This window comes from Shewanella sp. Scap07 (genome assembly GCF_013394145.1).
GTDB classification, from domain to species: Bacteria; Pseudomonadota; Gammaproteobacteria; order Enterobacterales; family Shewanellaceae; genus Shewanella; species Shewanella waksmanii.
This window is the reverse complement of sequence record NZ_CP041329.1, coordinates 3,900,402-3,919,656: the sequence shown is the minus strand read 5'-3', so window position 1 is coordinate 3,919,656 and position 19,255 is coordinate 3,900,402. Positions and strand designations below refer to the sequence as shown.

Sequence of the window (19,255 nt, the reverse complement as noted above, 5' to 3'; positions counted from 1 at the left end):
TTTGGCATCACTATTTGATGCAGCCTAACTCCGAGTTAGGTAATAGCGTTTGCGCCACTTGGCTAATTAAGGGCAAATTTAATTGGTACTCTGACCGTGTAGGCTAAAGCTGTTTGTGGAGAAGGGGCGGCAAATTGCCATTGCTTTACCGCAGCTAACGCCGCCTTGTCTAACAATCGATATCCAGAACTATCTACTAGTTCAAGTGAGAGTTGTTCGCCGAGTTGGTTGAACATCACCTCAATAGTGGCCGTACCCTGTAATCCGCGCTTACGTGCTTTTTTGGGATAATGAGGTTGGGCTGGTGGCGCAGCAAAGGTGGGCTGCTCAATGACCACGTGTTGTTGCGACACGCCTTGTTTAGCCTCACTTTGATTCTGTTCGTGAGCCGGTTCAGTATCGGCTTGGCTTTCAACCATTGTGTCTGGTTCTGGCTTGTTTTTAGCCACTTGAGTCTGTTGTGGTTTGGCTTCAGTTGGCTCTGTTTTGGGGACTTCAGGTTTCTTAACTGGCGGCTTTTCTGCTACTGGCTTAGCCTGTTTGGCTTTTTCAACAGCCTGGGGTTTGCTCGGTTTTTCTATTGGGGAGGTTGATTGTTTTACAGCTTGGTCGTCAGTCACTGCTGGCTGCGAAGGTGTTGCCGCAGTAGCTTGGCTTGCGCGCATTGCAATAGAGACATTGACAGCTTGCATTCCCATTGCGCTGCCTGCACTTAAGGTGAGGTCGGGCTCACTATTTTGTGACGCAAGTACCACTCCTTGCAACAGGACAGTGATACAACCAAAAGCAAAATATCGTTTAGGAGTCATGAGCAACTATCTTAGCTAAAGTCACAACAAACCAAATTTTAGTCCTTAAATTCAGTATGTTAATAATCAATCCAATCCATCATCCAATGGCTGTTTTAACATTAAGTACCGCTAGACTATACGAATAGAAATAAGATCGCAAATGATAATGATTTTCATTTGATCTATATTTTGTTCTCAGGTAAAGTGCCGGAAATAATGATAACGGGTGCCGAATCTTCACGCTTAATGGACTAAATGAGTCGACGTAAGCTACCCCTTTTTGACCATTTGAGGATTGAAACATGACCAAGAAGCCGATAGTTGTCGCCATTGCTATGGCAATAAGCGCGAGCGCAGTTGCTGAGCAAACCACAACAGTCACTGAGTTTGACCAAGTACTTGTGACGGCAACCCGAGTCACTGAAAAAACTTCTGAAACTAGCCGCAGTGTGGCTGTTGTGACCGAAGAACAGCTACAAGAGTCTCAACCCGCATCGGTTGCTCAAGCTTTGAAAAACGAAGCTAACGTCAACGTGACTAACGGTCCTCGTGCGTCGTCTCAAGGGGTTGAAATTCGTGGTTTAGGTGGTCAGCGGGTATTACAAACTATTGATGGTGCTAGACAAAACACCAACTCAGGCCATCGCGGCACTTATTTTATGGATCCGGAGTTACTCAGCTCTGTTGAAGTAGTACGTGGCCCTGCCAGTAGCTTGTGGGGCAGTGGTGCTATTGGTGGCGTGGTGGCGCAAAACACCAAGTCGGCTCAGGATTTCCTAGAGCAAGATGACACTTTTGGTGGTTACTTAAAGCAAGGTTTTGAATCCAATGGCGACCGGTTAAAAACCAGTGGCGCCATCTATGGCTTAACCGACCAAGTCGGTGAGGGCAGTATCGATTGGCTCATAAACGGTAGCTACTACGATAGCAATGATATCAAAATAGGTAATGATCAAACCCTTGAAAACAGTGCTTCTCGTGGCAGTAGTGGTCTGGCGAAGTTAGGCTGGGAGCCAAGTGATGATCAGCGCTTGCAACTTTCTGCACGCTTTTCAGATATCAACGAACTTGTGCCAAGCAACCCAGCAACTGAAGTCGGTAGTTCGGTGCCACTGGTACGCCGTATGACGACAGACACCAATGTCACTTTAGACTACAGCATCAACCCTACTGACAATGCATACTTAGATCTCAACGCGACACTCTATTGGAATGGCACAGATTACGATGAAGACCGTGTCACCAAAAATCAATTTGATAGCACTAAGTACGAAACATTAGGTTTTAGCCTTAACAATAGCTCTGATTTTGGTATGACAAAGCTGACCTATGGTGTTGATGGTTACCAAGACACCATAAAAACAGTCCGGGATGACAGTGGTCAAGCCGGAGAGCGCCCAGACAGTCTAGATGGTGAAACCACAGTATGGGGTGCATTCACCCGTGCCGATATCGCCCTATCTGACAGCTGGGCTGTTGATGCTGCTGTGCGTTACGATGCCTTTGAAAATCAAAGTAACAACCTAAACGCGTCTAGTGATGACAATGCCTTATCACCTTCTGTGGGCTTAACTTGGAAGACCACCCAATGGTTAACCTTAAGTGCGCGCTATGATGAAGCATTCAGAGCGCCGAGTATTGAAGAGATGTACTCTACTGGTACTCACTATTGTATTCCTTCCATTCCAGGGTTCTTGCCAGACGGCTTATGCAACACCTTTGAAATCAACCCTGATCTGCAAGCTGAAAAAGCGCAGAACAAAGAGATCAAAGCAGATTTTCGTTTTACGAAGTTAGCGGGTGATGATGAGCTGGCGATGACCTTGAGTGTGTTTAGAAACGATGTTGACGACTTCATTGAACAGTCTGTATCTAACCCGCTAATGGGCATTCCAGGCCTTGAACAAACCACCTCGTGGGACAATGTTGACGAAGCGCAGTTGACTGGTTTTGAGTTTTCAACTCGCTATCGCTTTGAACAAACTCGTGTCAGCCTAAACTACGGTCAAACCGAAGGTAAAGATAAGGCTAGCGATGAGTATCTGTCTAATATCCCAGCTAAAAAGCTTGCCATCGATCTATCTCAAGGCTTGATGGAAGGCGATGTCAAAGTGGGTACTCGCTTTACCTATGTGGCCGAGCAAGACCAGCTACCTGAAGAAAACCTCAATCAGTATGACGCTTACAAATTGTGGGATGTCTACGTAGCTTGGGAACCAGCCGTAGGAACATTTGAAGGCTTAAGAGTAGATTTTGCAATAGAAAACATCGGTGATGAGGAATATCGCCAAGCGTGGCAAACCTTGTATGAGCAAGGCAGGAACTACAAATTGTCGGCGCGCTATAACTTCTAAGTCAGCCAGTTTGGCCGCTTAGTGAGTGAATAACATTGGAGGTTTTCTTGGCATGTTTGCTGGAAAACCTCTAAGTCATTGTTAAGAAGTCAGTCTTTTTAGGCTGATGCTATTACTATTTTGGAGATATTCCATGTCTGTAACCGTTGCACAAATTCAGCAATACATCACCAATAACCCAGCGGCTATGCCTGCGCAAATTGCCACAGAGCTTAATGTGAGTGAATTTGCAGTGGTGTCCGCACTGCCGACAGAGCAGGTTGCTCTGCTGCCTTTAAGCGAAAAAGATGCCTTGTTAGCAGACCTTCCTCAGTGGGGCACCATGACCACTATTGTGTCTGCTTCAGGCAGCATTTTTGAATTTAAAGGCGCGTTTCCAAAAGGCAAGTATGCCCATGGTTACTACAACCTAATCACCAAGGGTGACGGTCTTCATGGTCACTTGAAACTAGATGACATCAGTGCCATCGCGCTGATAAGCAAGCCTTTTAGAGGCACAGAGAGTCACTCTATTAACTTCTTTGGCGCACAAGGTGAAGTGGTATTTAAGGTTTACCTAGGCAGAGATAAAAAACGTCAGCTGCTACCAGAGCAAGTAGAACGTTTTGCGGCGTTGCGCCAATCGGCAAGCCTAGCCGCTTAAATTACTGTGTGAGCAATATTAACGAGGATAACAACATGACTACGGAAAAAGAGCAGCGCCTGCGAGATAAATTACTGCCAGAAATTGAAGCGTTCAAGCAGGAGCGCCACTCACTGCAACTGGCCACCCAAGATGCGGAAGGTGTGCCTAATGCCAGCTATGCGCCGTTTGCTGTTGCTGATGATGGTTTTTATATTTTAGTCAGTGAGCTGGCTCGTCATGGAACAAATTTGAAAGTATCTGACAAGGTGTCGGTGATGCTAGTTGAAGATGAAGCTAGCGCTAAAAGTGTATTTGCTCGCAAGCGATTGACCTTTGATGCAACTGCACATTTGGTTGATCGCGATAGTGAAACCTTTAGCAAAGGCGTTGATTTATTGGCTCAGCGTTTCGGCGAGATGATAGACAATTTATCGACGTTAAAAGACTTCAATTTGTTCAAGTTGTCACCGCACCATGGGCTTTATGTGAAAGGGTTTGGCCAAGCCTTTAGTCTATCTGGTAACGAACTATTGGACGTGGACTGGAAGCGCGATGGGCATCATGGCACGCCAAAATCTGAACTTGCAGATGTGGCCAATTAACGCACAAGCCTAAGGTGCGTTAGCGAGTTTATTTAAACTAACGACAAAAGGGTGAAACCCCGCACATATTTCTATACAAATTATTGCGACATAAACAATGCCCGCCCTTGTGCGGGTTTTGTTATTCTAGTGCTTAAATTAGGTATAGATCTCGATTCTATCTTTAAGGAATAACTTTGAGTGATTCTACAGCCTCTGCACAGCCGTTAGCGGATAAAGCGGCAACAGCAGACAAAATCCATTCTTCTCCAAGCGCGAAACAGCGCGCTATTTTACCATGGATTGGTGCATTTCTAAGGCCTTATCGCTGGCGCGTAGTGGCTGCGATTGTGTTTTTATTTATTGGCTCTTTGGCATGGTTGTCGTTGGGTCAGGGTGTACGGCTAATGGTCGATGAAGGCTTCTTGGCTGACAACGGCGCTAGGCTCAATGAGATTATTTTACTGGTCATCGCGATTACCGCGTTGAGTAGTTCGGCCATTTTTTGTCGTTTTTATTTGATGACTTGGCTTGGCGAGCGTGTCAGTGCCGATATCCGTTTGCAAGTCTACGATCACTTACTGAAATTATCGCCAGGGTTTTATGCCAAATTGAGAACTGGTGAAGTGATTTCACGCTTTACAGCCGACTCGACTTTGCTGCAATCGGTGGTGGGCCAAAGTTTATCGATGGCTTTGCGTGCCAGTGTTACCGTGATTGGTGGCATCACCATGATGGCATTTACCAGTTTAAAGATGACGGGACTGGTGCTTTTAGCTGTGCCTATGGTGTTAGGGCCTATCTTTTTCTTTGGTCGCAAGGTGCGAGATCTATCCCGTAAAAGCCAAGATAAAATGGGTGACTTAGGCGCCTATGTTGATGAAACATTGCATGAAATTCACACCGTGCAGGCTTATTCTCATGAGGATAAAGATCGCGAGTTATTTAACGACCGTATTGAAGCTATCATGTCAGCGGCCAGTGGACGGATTAAATACCGCTCTATCCTTATCGCATTGGTGATGTTTTTAAGCATACTTGCCATTGCATTGGTCACTTGGGTCGGCGCCCATGATGTGATGAGTGGCAATATTAGTGGCGGTGAGCTGTCTGCATTTATGTTTTATGCGGTAATGGTAGCTGGCTCTGTAGCCACCATTAGTGAAGTGATTGGTGAAATTCAACGCGCGGCAGGTGCCACCGAACGATTGATAGAACTTGTTGAAACACCTATTGATATTCCTGTTGTTGCCCAGCCGGCAGCGCTACCCGCCAAAGTACGCGGCGAGCTACAAGTGCAGCAGATTAACTTTAGCTACAACAATATGCAGCAAGCCCTTGAGGGGAGTGCCGACCAAGGACGCCCACCAAGTCGTGTTATCCATGATTTGAGCCTGCATATTACACCTGGCGAGCGAGTGGCATTAGTGGGTGCCAGCGGCGCAGGCAAAAGCACATTGTTTGAATTACTGCAGCGTTTTTACGTGTTGGACAGTGGCCACATAGCATTAGATGGCATTGATATCGCCACCTTGTGCCCGCAAACGCTGCGTCAGCAATATGCCTTGGTGCCGCAAGAGTCAGTTATTTTTGCGACCAGCGTGTTAGAGAACGTACGCTATGGCCGCTTAGATGCGAGTGAAGAGCAGGTCAAACAGGCCTGTGTTGCAGCGAGAGCGGATGAGTTTATAGCTGAGTTCAGTGACGGCTATCAGACCTATCTCGGCGAGCGAGGCGTGCGTTTGTCCGGCGGTCAAAAGCAGCGTATTGCGATTGCTCGGGCCATTTTGGCTGACCGTCCTATCTTGTTACTTGATGAAGCAACCAGCGCACTTGATGCCGTTAGCGAGTTAAAAGTAAAGCAGGCGCTTGATACATTAATGGTTGGCAAGACCACCTTAATTATTGCGCATCGCTTAGCAACGGTCATTAATGCTGATCGGATTCTAGTTATGGATAAAGGGCAGCTCGTTGCCAGCGGCACGCACCAAGAGTTAATGCAAAGTAGCAGTCTGTATCGTGAGTTCGCTAGTCTACAGCTATTAACCGACGATGGTGACCAGCTTGCGAGTAAGCCTGCTGACGCTCTACCCGAGACAAATGTGTCCTAATCGTTGATTTAACTTAAAATAATGAACCTTTTGTTGGCATAGTACGTACAATTAAGCAGTCGTTAAGCTCAGTTGAGGAAGCCATCATGGCAAAGTGGATAGGTATCATCATGTTGTTATTGTCGGGGTGTACCAGTTTACCCGACGATATTACCCCAGTAGATAACTTTGAGTTGTCAAAATATTTAGGCACTTGGTATGAAGTTGCTAGGCTAGATCATAGTTTTGAGCGCGGAATGTCGGCGGTAACTGCGACCTACTCCATGCGTGAAGATGGCGGTGTTAAGGTGCTTAATCGCGGCTTCATTGATGCCGAGCAGCAATGGGACGATGCCCAAGGTAAAGCCTATTTTGTTGACGGCACCGATGTGGGCCACTTGAAAGTGTCTTTTTTTGGTCCTTTCTACGGTGCCTATGTGGTGTATGAACTCGATGCCGAGTATCAGTACGCATTTATTACCAGCTATAGCCGCGACTATCTGTGGTTTTTGTCGCGAACTCCCACAGTGGACGAGGCATTAATGGCGCGCTTTAGTCAGCAAGCCAAGCAGATGGGCTTTGCCAGCGAGCAGATCATCTGGGTCGATCAAAGCCGCAACAACTAACAGGAAACAGGGAGCGAAAGCTCCCTGTTTTTTTATTGTTATTTAGCCCAGACCACAGGACTACTTTCTTAGTTCTCGGCGCAAAATCTTACCGACGGTCGACTTGGGTAAGCTGGCAACAAAGTCGATGATTTTAGGCACCTTATAAGCGGTAAGTTGTTCACGACAATAACCTTCTATTTGCTGTTTAGCTGTCGCTTCATCGCTATTAGGGTCGCTCAGTACAATGACCGCTTTCACGGCTTCGCCGCTGTGTTGATCGTCGACTCCGACAACCGCACATTCCAATACCGCATCATGGTTAGATAAGATATCTTCGACTTCATTGGGGTAAACATTAAAGCCTGAAACAATAATCATATCTTTCTTGCGATCGACAATCTTATGTAGGCCATCAGGCGTGGCCAGTGCCACATCACCGGTTTTAAAATAGCCGTCTTGGGTCATCACCTTGGCGGTCTCTTCAGGCTTGTTCCAGTAACCTTGCATAACCTGTGGTCCGCTGACAGCCAGTTCTCCAATCTCTCCGATTGGCACTTCGTTATCATCTAAATCGAGGATCTTAACTGAGGTTTCTATAACCGGTTTGCCAATGGTACCCAGTTGCTCCAGCCCAGGGGCATTAAGCGATACCACCGGCGAGGTTTCAGACAAACCGTAACCTTCACTAATGGTACAGCCAGTAGTTTGCTGCCACATAGAAGCTGCCGCTTGGGTTAGCGCTGTGCCGCCGGAAATAGTGACCTTAAGGTGGCTAAAATCAAGGGCTTTGAAACTGGGCTGGTGGCAGAGGCCAACAAACAGGGTATTGAGGCCGGCAAAACCAGTAAACGGGTGCTGGCTAAGGGTATCAATTAAGCCTGAAATATCACGGGGATTTGGGATCAGTACCGAGCAGCCACCTTGCTCAAAATACAGTACCAAGTTCACCATGAATGCGTAGATATGGTACACCGGCAGCGGCGCAACAAACACCTCTTCACCCTGAATAAGTCGCTCGCCAATGCGTGATTTAATTTGCATAGCGTTAGCAATCAGATTGCCATGGCTGAGCATCGCGCCTTTAGACAGTCCGGTGGTACCGCCGGTGTATTGCAGCACTGCAAGATCGGATAATGTCGCTTTTACTGGTTGGTAATCTAGTGATAGGCCGGTGTCGATAGCATCCATTAAACGGGTAAAATTGACATTACCTGTTTCAATGTCTTGCGGTGCATGCATATCAAGCGCGTGGGTGGCAAAAACATAGTCAATGTCGGTGCTGGCGACGACATCTGTTAAGGTTGGCAGCAGATCAGATAATACAATCAGTGCTTTAGCACCTGAGTCATTATATTGGTGAATAAGCTCTCGAGGCGTGTATAGCGGGTTGGTGTTGACTAAGATCATACCGGCGCGCATGGCGCCGTAGGCTGCAATGGCAAATTGGGTAATATTAGGCAATTGAATTGCGACTCTATCACCTTTCACTAACTCGGTATGCTGCTGAAGATAGGAGGCAAAGGCACGAGATAGACGCTCAACTTCGGCAAAGCTGGTGGCTTTTTTTAAACAGCAATAAGCTGTTTTGTCACCATAGCGCTGTGCTGATTGTTCGATCAGATCAATCATCGATTCATATTGGGTCATATCGATGCTTGTATCGGCGTCATAAGCCATAGTCTACCTCGTAAGTTAATATTATTGTTGTCGTTGGCGTAATTTGAGCTACGGTATTTATTTTCAAACAAGTGTTTAGATTAGAGCTAAAATTCACCATAGGTCAACAGCTAATATGCACAGCGCAACTGGTAAGATGAGTGTGGTCGGCACGGGGAAACAGCTGGTGCAAAAGCTGGTCAGAGGCTTAATTCAGGCCAGCTAGTTAGCACAAAGGCCAGTGCATATCACTTGTCGGTGTATGCACTAGCAGTGGGGATAGTTTTATGGACGATAGAAGTTAGTGTCTTGGGCAACCTGTTGGCTGTAGTCACTAATGTCTTGCACTATGAGGGTCAGTTTACTGAAGCCGTGGCTATCCATTGGCGCGGCTTGCACTATGGTGACGGGGTAGGTGAGTTGCTCACCAGCCTTAATAAACAACTGGGTATCTGCGTTAATCACATAGGTTTGTTTCGCCGTGGTAGCCAGCTCATAGTGTCGATCTTGTTGGGTTTTATTGCGTATCTTCAAGGTGTAACTGTTTTCTATTTGGGCGTCGCTATTTTCGCGATAAAGGGCCTGCCTGTCGCGAAGAATATTAAGCTCAATTGCCGATTTTTGTTGCAGATCGACAGCAAAAATAGCTATGAACGCAGCAAAGGCAAGGCCATAGCCAACAAACTTCAATGACATAAATCGATTCACTTTTATGCCCGCCATCTCGTTTTCACTGCTGTAGCGAATCAGGCCCTTGGCATAACCAAATTTGGTCATGGTTTCATCGCACGCATCGGCGCAAGCACCGCAGTTAATGCACTCATATTGCAAGCCATTGCGAATATCTATCCCGGTTGGGCATACATCTACGCATAGGTGGCAATCTACACAATCACCAAGCTCAGTGGCCTGATTACGCTTGCGCGGGCCGCGAGATTCACCCCGCTGCGCATCATAAGTTACCGCAAGCGTGTTGGCATCATACATTGCTGATTGAAATCGGGCGTACGGGCAGCAGTGCAAACACATCTGCTCGCGCATCCAGCCAGCATTTAGGTAAGTACAGGCGGCAAAGAACCACACCCAAGCGCCAACCCAAAAGGAAGTACTGAAACTAAACACATCGACATAGAGTTCAGTTGCTGGCACAAAATAGGCGATAAAGCCGCAACCGGTAAGCAGGGCTATCACACCCCAGAACAGATGCTTACTGGCTCTCTTAAGCAGCTTTTTTTGGCTCCATGGCGCTTTGTCGAGTGCGTGGCGTTTATTGCTACTGCCTTCAATTTTCTCTTCTACCCAAACATAGATAAACGACCAAGCGGTTTGCGGACACAGATAACCACACCAAATGCGTCCCCAAAATACCGTGATAAAAAACAACAGAAAGGCTGCGGCAATAAATACCCAGGCAAGTAAGGTAAAGTCTTGTGGCCATAAGGTGGTACCAAAAAAGCGAAACTGTTGCAGATCTAAATCAAATAAAATGGCTTGTTGGCCTTGATATTGAATAAATGGAATAGCAAAAAATAGCGCGATTAAAAGGCTATTAAAAATAGTGCGCAGTTTTTGGAAGTGGCCCTTTTGCGACTTGATGTGGATTTTTTTAGTTGTATCTAGGTTTTTTACTTTAATGGCTTGCTGTTGATATTTTTGATTCACCTTATTGCTTGCGGAAATAGCCACAGCATCGCTACTTTGTGCATTAAGATGATATTTAACCTTGTTATTTTTGTGGTTAAAAGCTTGATTAGTCATTGTTAGGTTCCAACTGCTGACATGCCTAGTAAGTAAGCCTGTAATAGCAAAGTCGATACCAAGTTTTTAGTTATATAAGCTCATGATTATTAGTGTTTTTATTTTTAGTTGTTTATTGAGAAATCACGATATATCGTTATTTGGCGATATATCGTGATTTTGGGCGTAATAGATCGAGGTTAAATAGTGTGGATTAGTCGCGCTTGATACCCAACTTAGCCATTTTTGAACGCAACGTGCTTGGTGGGAGCCCAAGTGCATTGGCTGCACCATTTGGCCCAGAAATACGCCAGCTAAAGCGTTGCAATACCATTTCTATATGCAGCTTTTCAGCTTCTGCAAGCAACAGGACATCGTCCGGTTGGGTGCTAGCTTGTGGTGTTAACTTTGGCAGGTGTAAAAGCTCGCCTTGGGCTAAAATACTGTAGCGTTCCAACAGGTTTTGCAGCTCGCGCACATTGCCAGGCCAGCCATAAGCGGCGAGATGTTTCAGGCTAGTCTTGCTAATGCCAGTAATTTTCTTTCCGAGCTTCTTATTGATATCTAACAAGATATCTTTCACTAACAAGGGTAAGTCATCTAAACGGTCCCGTAGTGGCGGCACATGGATAGGGAACACATTAAGGCGGTAGAATAGATCCATTCTAAACAACCCTTGTTCAACGCGTTTGTTGAGATCATGGTGAGTGGCGGCAATTAAACGAATATCAACCTTAATACTGCGGCTACTACCAACACGCTCAAACGCTTGTTCTTGTATTACTCGCAGTAGTTTCGATTGTGCTTCAAGGGAGAGTTCGGCTACCTCATCAAGAAACAGGGTACCGTTGTCAGCCAGTTCAAAACGGCCTTTGCGGCGACTTGATGCGCCGGTAAATGCGCCTTTTTCATGGCCAAATAGCTCGCTCTCAAGCAGGCTAGGAGTGAAAGCGGCGCAGTTTACACTGATGAGCGGCTTATCAGCACGGTCGCTGAGTTGATGAAGGTTTCTTGCAACCAACTCTTTACCTGTACCATTCTCGCCGCTGATCAGCACAGTGCTATTGGTGTGGGCGACTAACTTTATCTGCTGGGCAACTTGCTGCATTTTAGGGCTGTCACCCGATAGGCTAACATCGCCTGTATGGCTGGCTAACTCGCTTAACAGGTAGTGGTTTTCGGTGGCGAGCTTTTCAGACAGGGCTTGGACCTGCTCTAACGCCTGACGTAATGAGTCCTCAGTTTGCTTCTGAATACTAATGTCACGAAATATCGCGACTACACCAATCAGTTTGTTGTCGCGATACACAGGGGTCGAGGTGTAATGTACTGGAAAGCTGCTGCCATCTTTGCGCCAGAACACGTCATGGCTGATCTCCCGCGCCAATCCATCATGCAAGGTGTTGTAAATTGGGCAATCTTCCTGCGGGTAATGGCTGCCATCTGCATGGCTATGGTGATGGCAATCATGAATATTTTTGCCAAGTAGTTCTGCACTATCCCAGCCGGTCATCTTCTCTGCGGCCGGGTTGATAAATACCGCATTGCCGTTGAGGTCAAAGCCATAAATTCCCTCGTTAACTGCGTCGAGAATTAATTTATTTTCTGGCAAAAACTGCATGAGTTGCTGATTAGCGTCATTAGGGTGAGTGCTATCGATGCGCAAATTTGAAGTGGCCATACTGAGTCCAGCGAATACCGATTATGGAGCTAGTATAGTGGTATTGGACAAAATTGGCGATATATCGCGAAAGGAGTAGGTATTGGCTTGAATAGCCCATGTTGCGCTGCGGTCATTGATTAAATTTGGTCGCGGCAAGGTATTTGTTAACAATTGACGCTTCGAGACAAAATATTTGCCCAACTGGTCAGATCTTGCAAAGTTATTATTTGATGGTTATTTACACTGAACTCATGGTTTTTATTCATTATTTATTAGCGTGGTGACGTAATTGTTTAAATTATCAACCTATACCTTAGTCTTGCCTGGCTAATTTAGCATTAGCTTTTATGGTTTGTTTGTTATAAAAAAGTAAATGAAATGTTTAATTTCATTTCTGGGGAAGATCCTAATTGCTGTAAAAATCGCCGTTAAATAGAGCGAGTCAGTTAGCAATCGGGTCAAGATTCTTATAAACAAACGAGAATAATGATGACCTTTGACAACAATAACAATGCAACCAACATAAGTGCGCTTAGTTTAGCTATTTCTATGGCTTTATCTGGTGCGAGTTTCGCCGTTCAAGCTGAAGAGGAAGTTAGCTTGGAGGACGTAGAAAAAATCGCTGTGGTGGGCTCCAGAGCAACACCCAGATCTATCGGTGATTCACCGGTTCCCATCGATATCATTGGCGCCGATGAGCTGACCAAATCTGGTAACTCAGACATGCTAGAGGTATTAAAGGGCTCAGTGCCATCACTTAATGTGCACTCAAACCCGATTAGTGATGCCGCCAGTTTGGTGAGACCAGCTAATTTACGCGGCTTGTCTGCCGACAGTACTTTGATTCTGCTTAATGGTAAGCGTAGACATCGCTCATCGGTAATTACCTTTTTGGGCGGCGGTATTAACGATGGTGCCCATGGCCCTGATATTTCAGTGATCCCTAGTATTGCTTTAAAGCAGGTCGAAGTGCTTAGAGACGGTGCTGCAGCCCAGTACGGATCGGATGCCATTGCGGGCGTGATTAACTTTGTGCTTAAAGACAATGCCGAGGGTGGCAGCATTGAGGCCAAAGCCGGTGAGTATTATGAAGGTGATGGCCAAACCACTGAGGTGTCTGGCAACATAGGCATGCCACTGACTGAAAACGGCTTTGCTAACTTTAGCTTTCAATATAAAAACGCCGATCCCACCAGTCGCAGTGTACAGCGCCCTGACGCACAAGCGTTTAATGATGCAGGATTAGAAGTTGCTGATCCTGCGCAGATTTGGGGCTCGCCAGAGATTAAAGATGATATCTCTATTTTTGCCAATTTTGGTATAGATTTAGACGATAAATCAGAAGCCTATATGTTTGGTAACTATTCTGAACGTGATGTTAAAGGCGGTTTCTATTACCGTAATCCCAACAGTCGCGCGGGAGTATATGGCGGTAATGTACGCAGCGTCGGCGGGGTAAATATGTATCGCCCAGGCGATGATAACCCAAGCGGCCAAGAAGCCTGGGATAATGCGACCCCCACAGTGTTGGTCGGTTCACTCGATGGCCGCGACCAGCAACTCAATTGTCCATTGGTAGAAATAGGTGCTAATGGTTTACCTAATCAAGCGGCACTGGATTCACTGGCGGCAGCAAACTGTTTTGCATTTAACAATATGATCCCCGGTGGCTTCACGCCAAACTTTGGTGGCAACATCAAAGATAGCTCGCTGACCTTAGGTACCAAAGGTGAGTTTGAAATAGAGTGGTTAAGCGGCGTGCTGTATGATTTTAGTGCCAATATGGGCCGCAACGAATCACGCTACTTTATCTATAACACGGTCAACGCTTCGCTCGGTCCCGATACGCCAAGAGACTTTAGTCCGGGTAAATACATTCAGTCAGAAACTAACTTCAATGCAGATTTCGTTAAATTTGCCGATTTTGGTTTAGCTGACGATGTGTCGATTGCTGCAGGTCTAGAGTGGCACGATGAAACATTTGAAGTGGTTGCCGGTGACGAGCCATCCTTCATTGCTGGGCCGTTAACAGACCAAGGCTTTGGTATTGGCTCCAATGGCTTCCCAGGTTTCCAACCTTCAGCAGCAGGCGAGTATAGCCGTAATAACTCCGCTATTTATTTGGATTTCTCGCTGCCGTTTACAGAAAGCTTACTCGCTGAATTGGCAGTCCGTTACGAAGACTACGATAGCTTTGGTTCGACGGTGAACTACAAAGTGGCTGCCAACTACGCCATCACTGATAATATTGCATTACGTGGCTCATACAATACTGGCTTTCGTGCGCCAACGGTAGGTCAAGCTAATGTGAGTAATGTGCAAACTAACTTATCTAACGGCCAGTTGGTTGACTCTGCGCTGCTGCCACCCACCAACCCGATTTCGGTGCAACTTGGCGGTACAGAGTTAACCCCAGAAGAGTCTAAAAGCTACACCTTTGGTGCGGTTTATAATCAAGGCGATTTCTTCCTAACGGTGGATTACTACAATATCAAAGTGGAAGATCGCATTAGTCAGTCTGAAAAAATCACCTTATCTGAAGCAGATAAAGAAGCGCTCAAACAAGCGGGTGTGCCTAATGTAGATGGCTTGTCGCAGGTAAGTTTCTTTACCAACGATTTCGATACCACGACAGAAGGTCTTGATGTTGTTGCCAACTACAGTGCAGATTTACTTGCAGGTGATTCAACGTTCTCACTGGCCTACAACTGGAACGAGACTCAAGTTGATAGTTATTCAGATATTACAGGTGACTTTAAAGTCTCTCGTTTAGAGAACGATCTGCCCAACCATCGTGCCACCTTTACTTGGGCGTCAAACTGGGATCATATTGGTCTGTTTACCCGGGTGAATTACTTTGGTGAATATCAAGGGGTTCACGTCGATTATGATGCCACTATCAACACAGGTGAAGCGGCAGTGACGGTTGATATGGAACTGAGCTACTTTATCAATGAGTCGTTTACGGTCTCAATTGGTGCGCAAAATATCTTTGACCAGCAAGCGACAGAAATTAACTTTACTGAAGAAGGTGCTGCGGCCTGTGGCGGTTGTGTTAATAACCAGTGGGGCGGTAAGTACTATGAAACCTCGCCATTTGGTTTTAATGGTGGCTACTACTACCTAAAAGGGGCGTATAACTTCTAATTGCTAAGCGGTTAGTTTTTACAACAAGCCCTGCACTTAGCAGGGCTTTTTATTGTCTTTATTGCACATAGGCGAGGGCTTGCTCAACATCGGTAATGGTTAAACTGCCTGGCAGCACTACACCATTGGGCGCATTCGGGCCATAGACACGGTTATAAGGAATGCCTGACTGGCCCTGACTTTGCAAAAACGCTTCAATTCTGGGGTTGGGTTGACTTAAATCACCGCGCATCAATATTACATGACTTTTAGCCAACTGCTGTACGATGACTTCTCGGTTTAGCACGCTGTCTTTATTGCGCTTGCAGATGCTACACCAATCGGCAGTCACATCGATAAATACTGTGTTGCCTTGCTTCACCAATGTGGCAATTTCTGTTGGCACCAAAGGCTGCCATTGCAACTGTTTATAGGCTTGAAAATCCTCTTTGGGGTAGACAAAGTAGCACACCGCGGCGTTGCAGCTACTAAAAATCAGCAATAACACGATCACTGCAGTTGGAATAGGCTGACCAGTCAATTTTTTATAGCTCAGCCATAAACTTAGCAATATGAGCAAAGCTAAGCTGATTAGACTGACAATAACGATAGCGCTCATAAGCACCTTGGTGTGTGGAAAAATGCTAGTGTAGCAAACAAAAGCCTAAATAATTACTCTGCAGCTTTTGCTCAGTCACAAAAATCACGATAAGCTGGCGACCTTATTTTTAAGTGTAATAGGGAAAGTGTTAATGACATTGAGTGCATGGTTTGGGCTGCTGGCTATTTGTTGTTTGGGTGCGATGTCACCGGGACCGAGTTTAGCCATGGTGGTGCGTCATACGTTAGGTGGCGGCCGCGCTAAAGGCATTATCTGCGCATGGGCTCATTCTATTGGTATTGGCATTTATGCACTGATCACTTTGCTTGGGTTAGCGGTACTGCTCAAGCAGGCACCGATGGTTTTCAATGCGATTGCGATTTTAGGGGCACTCTACTTGGCTTGGATGGGCGTTCAAGCATTACGCTCTAAGGGCGGCATGTCTGAGAAGCTGCAAGCTGGCGAGCAAACCGATGCTTGGACTGCGGCCCGAGATGGGATCGCAATTTCACTGTTTAACCCTAAAATCATGTTGTTCTTTTTGGCTTTGTTTAGCCAGTTTGTCATGGTGGCAGATGATCTGTGGGGGAAATCACTGATCGTGTTGACGCCGTTAGTTGTCGATGGATTGTGGTACACGCTTATCGCGTTGGTATTGTCTCACAGTGCGGTGCTGCCCAAATTACGCCAGCGCGCAGCGCTAATCGATAAGCTTTCAGGTGTGGTACTGATATTACTGGCGGTGCGAGTCCTAGTGACTCTCTAAAGCCAGGTTAGATGACAGAGACTAAAAAGCCATCAATGATGATGGCTTTTTTTATTGGCTTAAGCGGCGAGATTATTGACCGTTAAAAACCTGTACAGATTCATCTTTCTTAGGTTCTTCTGCTGATCTTGGCGGGTTTTGAATGTGGTCATCTAAGTTGTCACTTAGCATGTCGTGGTATTCTTTGGTGAACCACTCAAGTGCATTGTCTTTTTCAGCTTGTAGATCAGAAGACTTAATGGCTGCTTCAAACGCATTGAATCGTGACGCAGCAAAACGCATTGCCGTGCCCACTTTGCCAACATCTTGTTCTTGGTTGTTTAGCTCGTTTGCTAGCGCGATGAACTTATCGGCTAGTTGAAAAATCGTTGTCGCTTTCTGTTCTTCTGACATGCTTTACTCACTCTAAAATGACAAGTTTGATGTTATTTTCGTGGATGAATACTAACGTAATTCAGCAATGAATGAATCATCAATTTTAAGTTTATGGGATCTAACTCAAGATGAAGCTAATAACTTAGCTACTAGGGTCGTCGTCTGTGATCACAGTCCCGTCGCGCGAGTCATAGTAAATAGAGAGAGTCGGCAAGGGGTTATAAATATAGCGGCACTGATCTGGTGAAATATAGGTGGCGCGATAGGTTGAGTCTTCGGCGTCAGTTGAGGTAGAGATGCTTGGTGCATCTTGCAACACCGTTTCCCACACCGATATGCAATCGTTGGTGTTGTTAAGTCGAGGACTGGACTCAAAGGGCGGGTAGTTTTGCGCAGGAAAGCCCCATAAGTTCATATCGAGTTGTCCTTCGCTTCCACCGGGGAAAATCTGCAAATTATCGGCAGGTCCGGTATTGCCTAAGGTTGCCCATTTTACATTTGCCAGGGTGATGCCGCCGCTAAATGCCCCTCCCATACCTTGCACCGTGGCAACTTCGGCATCTTGTTTAATATTAATAAACTTAGGTAGGGCAACCACGGCTAATATGGCCAACACAATAATAACCACCACCAGTTCTATTAAGGTAAAACCGTGCTGTGTTGTTTGCGATTTAGTCGGCATATTGAAACTCACGTGACATCCTGTAATTACTGACAAGAATATTAGTATAACACTGGTGTTTTCAATCAGATAGCCAAGCATTTAAATTATTTAACATTGACGCTGCAAAGTTTGCGGTTAAGTGAGCGGGTTAGCTCGCTTGCATCGCTTGTTGACGGGCCTTAAGCTTGTGAGCATTGGCGGTATTGGAAACAACAGAGATAACAATGAAAGATTGGCAAAGCTTTATCGAGCAGCAGCAACAGCAAAGCTATTTTAAGCAGTTACAAGCTTTTGTCGCGGCAGAACGTGATGCGGGCAAAGTGATTTACCCACCTCAATCTCAGGTATTTAGCGCCTTTGATGTCACGCCATTAGATAAGGTTAAAGTGGTGATTTTGGGGCAAGACCCCTATCACGGCCCTAATCAAGCCCACGGTTTATGTTTTTCGGTGCAAAAAGGGCAAAAAGTGCCGCCTTCGCTGGTGAATATCTACAAAGAACTGGCGGATGATATCGACGGTTTTAGTATTCCAAGCCATGGTAATTTAAGTCAGTGGGCAAGCCAAGGTGTGTTGTTGCTCAATACGGTATTGACCGTTGAGCAAGGGCAGGCGCACTCGCACGCTAAAGCCGGTTGGCAGGTGTTTACTGATCAAGCCCTGATGCTGCTCAATCAACAAACGCAGCCGATTATCTTTGTACTTTGGGGGGCCCACGCCATTAAAAAGGGCAAGTTAATCACAGCCTCGCAGCACCAAATAGTGTCGGGCCCGCATCCATCGCCACTGTCGGCTTATCGCGGTTTTTTTGGTTGCAAACACTTTTCTAAAATCAATCAGCTACTGAATAACACGCAACAATCAGTGATTGACTGGCGGTTAGATTAACGCTGCTCAAACTTGCCGTATCAGCGAAAGCTGATTATAGTTAATAGGGTTGGCAGTTCAATGGATGTACTGACTGCACTGGCTTTGTACAGCGAGTGAAATTTACCTGATTAATGGATTAACCTCCGCGTGATGGAGGAAGGTAGTGGCTTATGTTTTTTGCAATCAAGCGTGGATCATTAACCAAGTGGGATGGTCATAGTCATGTGGGCTTTATTGCCCCTGATGATGGCTCAGAGCCTCTGATGGTCGCAGCGAAACATATCGAGCCCATAAATTACTTACCTAAAGTTGGCGACCGCGTTGCTTACCTTCGTACTTCTAGCACCCAACACCCCCTGCTCAGTGTTCGCGCACAAATAGATAACGGTGAACCGATTCGACTTAGTCGCTTTAAGCGCCAAGGTTTTGATGTTGATTGGTTATCAAGAATGAATCTGTTGTTGGTGGTGGTGTTGACCGTTGGGATGATTTTCTTAAGCCTTAATGTGGAATATAACCCGTTTGTTAGTGATCGAGTGCTGCCGCCAGCAGGGCTGTTTCCTGCCGGTTCTGAGCACTATGTGGGTAAAACTGATACTAGCGATATGGTGTTTAACTGCGAGGGTAAAACTCAGTGTATGCAGATGAGCTCTTGTGGTGAAGCGCGGCACTATGTGGCGCATTGCCCCAACATGCAAACGCAAGTGGGACAATCGTCCTGTTTAAGCTTGTGGTGCATCAATCCATAG

The 19,255-nt window shown here is 46.1% G+C and carries 16 protein-coding genes; 9 read left to right on the top strand and 7 right to left on the bottom strand.

All coding sequences use genetic code 11. The annotated features are described in order from the left end of the window. Nucleotides 1-62 precede the first annotated feature (62 nt). Nucleotides 63-809 (bottom strand): energy transducer TonB, encoded by a 747-nt coding sequence (locus FLM48_RS17145; RefSeq protein ID WP_179025484.1) that lies wholly within the window; start codon nucleotides 807-809, stop codon nucleotides 63-65. Between the two features lie 284 nt (nucleotides 810-1,093). Between FLM48_RS17145 and FLM48_RS17140 the strand changes: the two genes are divergently transcribed. From FLM48_RS17140 to FLM48_RS17120, 5 genes are all read left to right on the top strand, one after another. Then, nucleotides 1,094-3,145 carry a TonB-dependent hemoglobin/transferrin/lactoferrin family receptor gene (locus tag FLM48_RS17140; RefSeq protein WP_179025483.1) on the top strand — a complete coding sequence of 684 codons (2,052 nt, stop codon included), beginning with the start codon at nucleotides 1,094-1,096 and terminating at the stop codon, nucleotides 3,143-3,145. Nucleotides 3,146-3,278: 133 nt separating this feature from the next. Further along, the gene (gene hutX, locus FLM48_RS17135) at nucleotides 3,279-3,788 is read left to right on the top strand and encodes a heme utilization cystosolic carrier protein HutX (protein WP_037470261.1); all 510 of its coding nucleotides are present in this window, start codon (nucleotides 3,279-3,281) and stop codon (nucleotides 3,786-3,788) included. 35 nt (nucleotides 3,789-3,823) lie between these two features. Then, nucleotides 3,824-4,372 carry a heme utilization protein HutZ gene (gene hutZ, locus FLM48_RS17130; protein ID WP_179025482.1) on the top strand — a complete coding sequence of 183 codons (549 nt, stop codon included), beginning with the start codon at nucleotides 3,824-3,826 and terminating at the stop codon, nucleotides 4,370-4,372. A gap of 236 nt (nucleotides 4,373-4,608) precedes the next feature. Continuing rightward, the gene (locus tag FLM48_RS17125) at nucleotides 4,609-6,462 is read left to right on the top strand and encodes an ABC transporter transmembrane domain-containing protein (protein WP_256871145.1); all 1,854 of its coding nucleotides are present in this window, start codon (nucleotides 4,609-4,611) and stop codon (nucleotides 6,460-6,462) included. Nucleotides 6,463-6,548: 86 nt separating this feature from the next. Then, nucleotides 6,549-7,067: a lipocalin family protein gene (locus FLM48_RS17120; RefSeq protein WP_179025480.1), complete on the top strand. Its 519-nt coding sequence runs from the start codon at nucleotides 6,549-6,551 to the stop codon at nucleotides 7,065-7,067. 60 nt (nucleotides 7,068-7,127) lie between these two features. On the opposite strand, the gene FLM48_RS17115 is transcribed toward FLM48_RS17120, so the two are convergent. The 3 genes from FLM48_RS17115 to FLM48_RS17105 all read right to left on the bottom strand — a co-directional run bounded on the left by FLM48_RS17115 (nucleotide 7,128) and on the right by FLM48_RS17105 (nucleotide 12,063). Further along, nucleotides 7,128-8,726, bottom strand: coding sequence for an AMP-binding protein (locus tag FLM48_RS17115; protein WP_179025479.1), 1,599 nt, complete (start codon nucleotides 8,724-8,726; stop codon nucleotides 7,128-7,130). 264 nt (nucleotides 8,727-8,990) lie between these two features. Further along, a complete protein-coding gene (ccoG, locus tag FLM48_RS17110; protein ID WP_179025478.1) occupies nucleotides 8,991-10,463 on the bottom strand; it encodes a cytochrome c oxidase accessory protein CcoG in 1,473 nt (490 codons plus the stop codon). A 193-nt stretch (nucleotides 10,464-10,656) separates the two neighbouring features. Continuing rightward, nucleotides 10,657-12,063 carry a sigma-54-dependent Fis family transcriptional regulator gene (locus tag FLM48_RS17105; protein ID WP_256871144.1) on the bottom strand — a complete coding sequence of 469 codons (1,407 nt, stop codon included), beginning with the start codon at nucleotides 12,061-12,063 and terminating at the stop codon, nucleotides 10,657-10,659. A gap of 528 nt (nucleotides 12,064-12,591) precedes the next feature. Here FLM48_RS17105 and FLM48_RS17100 point away from each other — a divergent pair. Continuing rightward, nucleotides 12,592-15,252, top strand: a complete 2,661-nt coding sequence (locus FLM48_RS17100; RefSeq protein WP_179025476.1) for a TonB-dependent siderophore receptor — start codon at nucleotides 12,592-12,594, stop codon at nucleotides 15,250-15,252. A 58-nt stretch (nucleotides 15,253-15,310) separates the two neighbouring features. Here FLM48_RS17100 and FLM48_RS17095 read toward each other — a convergent pair whose 3' ends face one another. Beyond that, nucleotides 15,311-15,850 (bottom strand): thioredoxin family protein, encoded by a 540-nt coding sequence (locus tag FLM48_RS17095; RefSeq protein WP_179025475.1) that lies wholly within the window; start codon nucleotides 15,848-15,850, stop codon nucleotides 15,311-15,313. 133 nt (nucleotides 15,851-15,983) lie between these two features. On the opposite strand from FLM48_RS17095, the gene FLM48_RS17090 reads away from it, so the two are divergent. Further along, entirely contained in the window at nucleotides 15,984-16,598 is a 615-nt protein-coding gene (locus FLM48_RS17090) for a LysE family translocator (RefSeq protein WP_179025474.1), read from the top strand. Between the two features lie 72 nt (nucleotides 16,599-16,670). Here the strand turns inward: FLM48_RS17090 and FLM48_RS17085 are convergent, their stop codons facing one another. Together FLM48_RS17085 and FLM48_RS17080 are read right to left on the bottom strand one after the other, a co-directional pair. Next, complete coding sequence (locus FLM48_RS17085) at nucleotides 16,671-16,991, bottom strand: DUF3144 domain-containing protein (RefSeq protein ID WP_028771483.1); 321 nt, start codon at nucleotides 16,989-16,991, stop codon at nucleotides 16,671-16,673. 124 nt (nucleotides 16,992-17,115) lie between these two features. Beyond that, nucleotides 17,116-17,655: a type II secretion system protein gene (locus tag FLM48_RS17080; RefSeq protein ID WP_179026409.1), complete on the bottom strand. Its 540-nt coding sequence runs from the start codon at nucleotides 17,653-17,655 to the stop codon at nucleotides 17,116-17,118. A 206-nt stretch (nucleotides 17,656-17,861) separates the two neighbouring features. On the opposite strand from FLM48_RS17080, the gene ung reads away from it, so the two are divergent. Both ung and FLM48_RS17070 read left to right on the top strand, forming a co-directional pair. Next, nucleotides 17,862-18,524 (top strand): uracil-DNA glycosylase, encoded by a 663-nt coding sequence (gene ung, locus FLM48_RS17075; protein WP_179025473.1) that lies wholly within the window; start codon nucleotides 17,862-17,864, stop codon nucleotides 18,522-18,524. Between the two features lie 152 nt (nucleotides 18,525-18,676). After that, the gene (locus FLM48_RS17070) at nucleotides 18,677-19,255 is read left to right on the top strand and encodes a hypothetical protein (RefSeq protein ID WP_028771480.1); all 579 of its coding nucleotides are present in this window, start codon (nucleotides 18,677-18,679) and stop codon (nucleotides 19,253-19,255) included.

What these genes read in the sequence shown, in the direction of transcription:
- FLM48_RS17145 (WP_179025484.1), bottom strand. Translation starts at nt 809, where the DNA reads ATGACTCCTAAACGATATTTTGCTTTTGGTTGTATCACTGTCCTGTTG.
- FLM48_RS17140 (WP_179025483.1), top strand. Translation starts at nt 1,094, where the DNA reads ATGACCAAGAAGCCGATAGTTGTCGCCATTGCTATGGCAATAAGCGCG.
- hutX (WP_037470261.1), top strand. Translation starts at nt 3,279, where the DNA reads ATGTCTGTAACCGTTGCACAAATTCAGCAATACATCACCAATAACCCA.
- hutZ (WP_179025482.1), top strand. Translation starts at nt 3,824, where the DNA reads ATGACTACGGAAAAAGAGCAGCGCCTGCGAGATAAATTACTGCCAGAA.
- FLM48_RS17120 (WP_179025480.1), top strand. Translation starts at nt 6,549, where the DNA reads ATGGCAAAGTGGATAGGTATCATCATGTTGTTATTGTCGGGGTGTACC.
- FLM48_RS17115 (WP_179025479.1), bottom strand. Translation starts at nt 8,726, where the DNA reads ATGGCTTATGACGCCGATACAAGCATCGATATGACCCAATATGAATCG.
- ccoG (WP_179025478.1), bottom strand. Translation starts at nt 10,463, where the DNA reads ATGACTAATCAAGCTTTTAACCACAAAAATAACAAGGTTAAATATCAT.
- FLM48_RS17105 (WP_256871144.1), bottom strand. Translation starts at nt 12,063, where the DNA reads ATGCAGTTTTTGCCAGAAAATAAATTAATTCTCGACGCAGTTAACGAG.
- FLM48_RS17100 (WP_179025476.1), top strand. Translation starts at nt 12,592, where the DNA reads ATGATGACCTTTGACAACAATAACAATGCAACCAACATAAGTGCGCTT.
- FLM48_RS17095 (WP_179025475.1), bottom strand. Translation starts at nt 15,850, where the DNA reads ATGAGCGCTATCGTTATTGTCAGTCTAATCAGCTTAGCTTTGCTCATA.
- FLM48_RS17090 (WP_179025474.1), top strand. Translation starts at nt 15,984, where the DNA reads ATGACATTGAGTGCATGGTTTGGGCTGCTGGCTATTTGTTGTTTGGGT.
- FLM48_RS17085 (WP_028771483.1), bottom strand. Translation starts at nt 16,991, where the DNA reads ATGTCAGAAGAACAGAAAGCGACAACGATTTTTCAACTAGCCGATAAG.
- FLM48_RS17080 (WP_179026409.1), bottom strand. Translation starts at nt 17,655, where the DNA reads ATGCCGACTAAATCGCAAACAACACAGCACGGTTTTACCTTAATAGAA.
- ung (WP_179025473.1), top strand. Translation starts at nt 17,862, where the DNA reads ATGAAAGATTGGCAAAGCTTTATCGAGCAGCAGCAACAGCAAAGCTAT.
- FLM48_RS17070 (WP_028771480.1), top strand. Translation starts at nt 18,677, where the DNA reads ATGTTTTTTGCAATCAAGCGTGGATCATTAACCAAGTGGGATGGTCAT.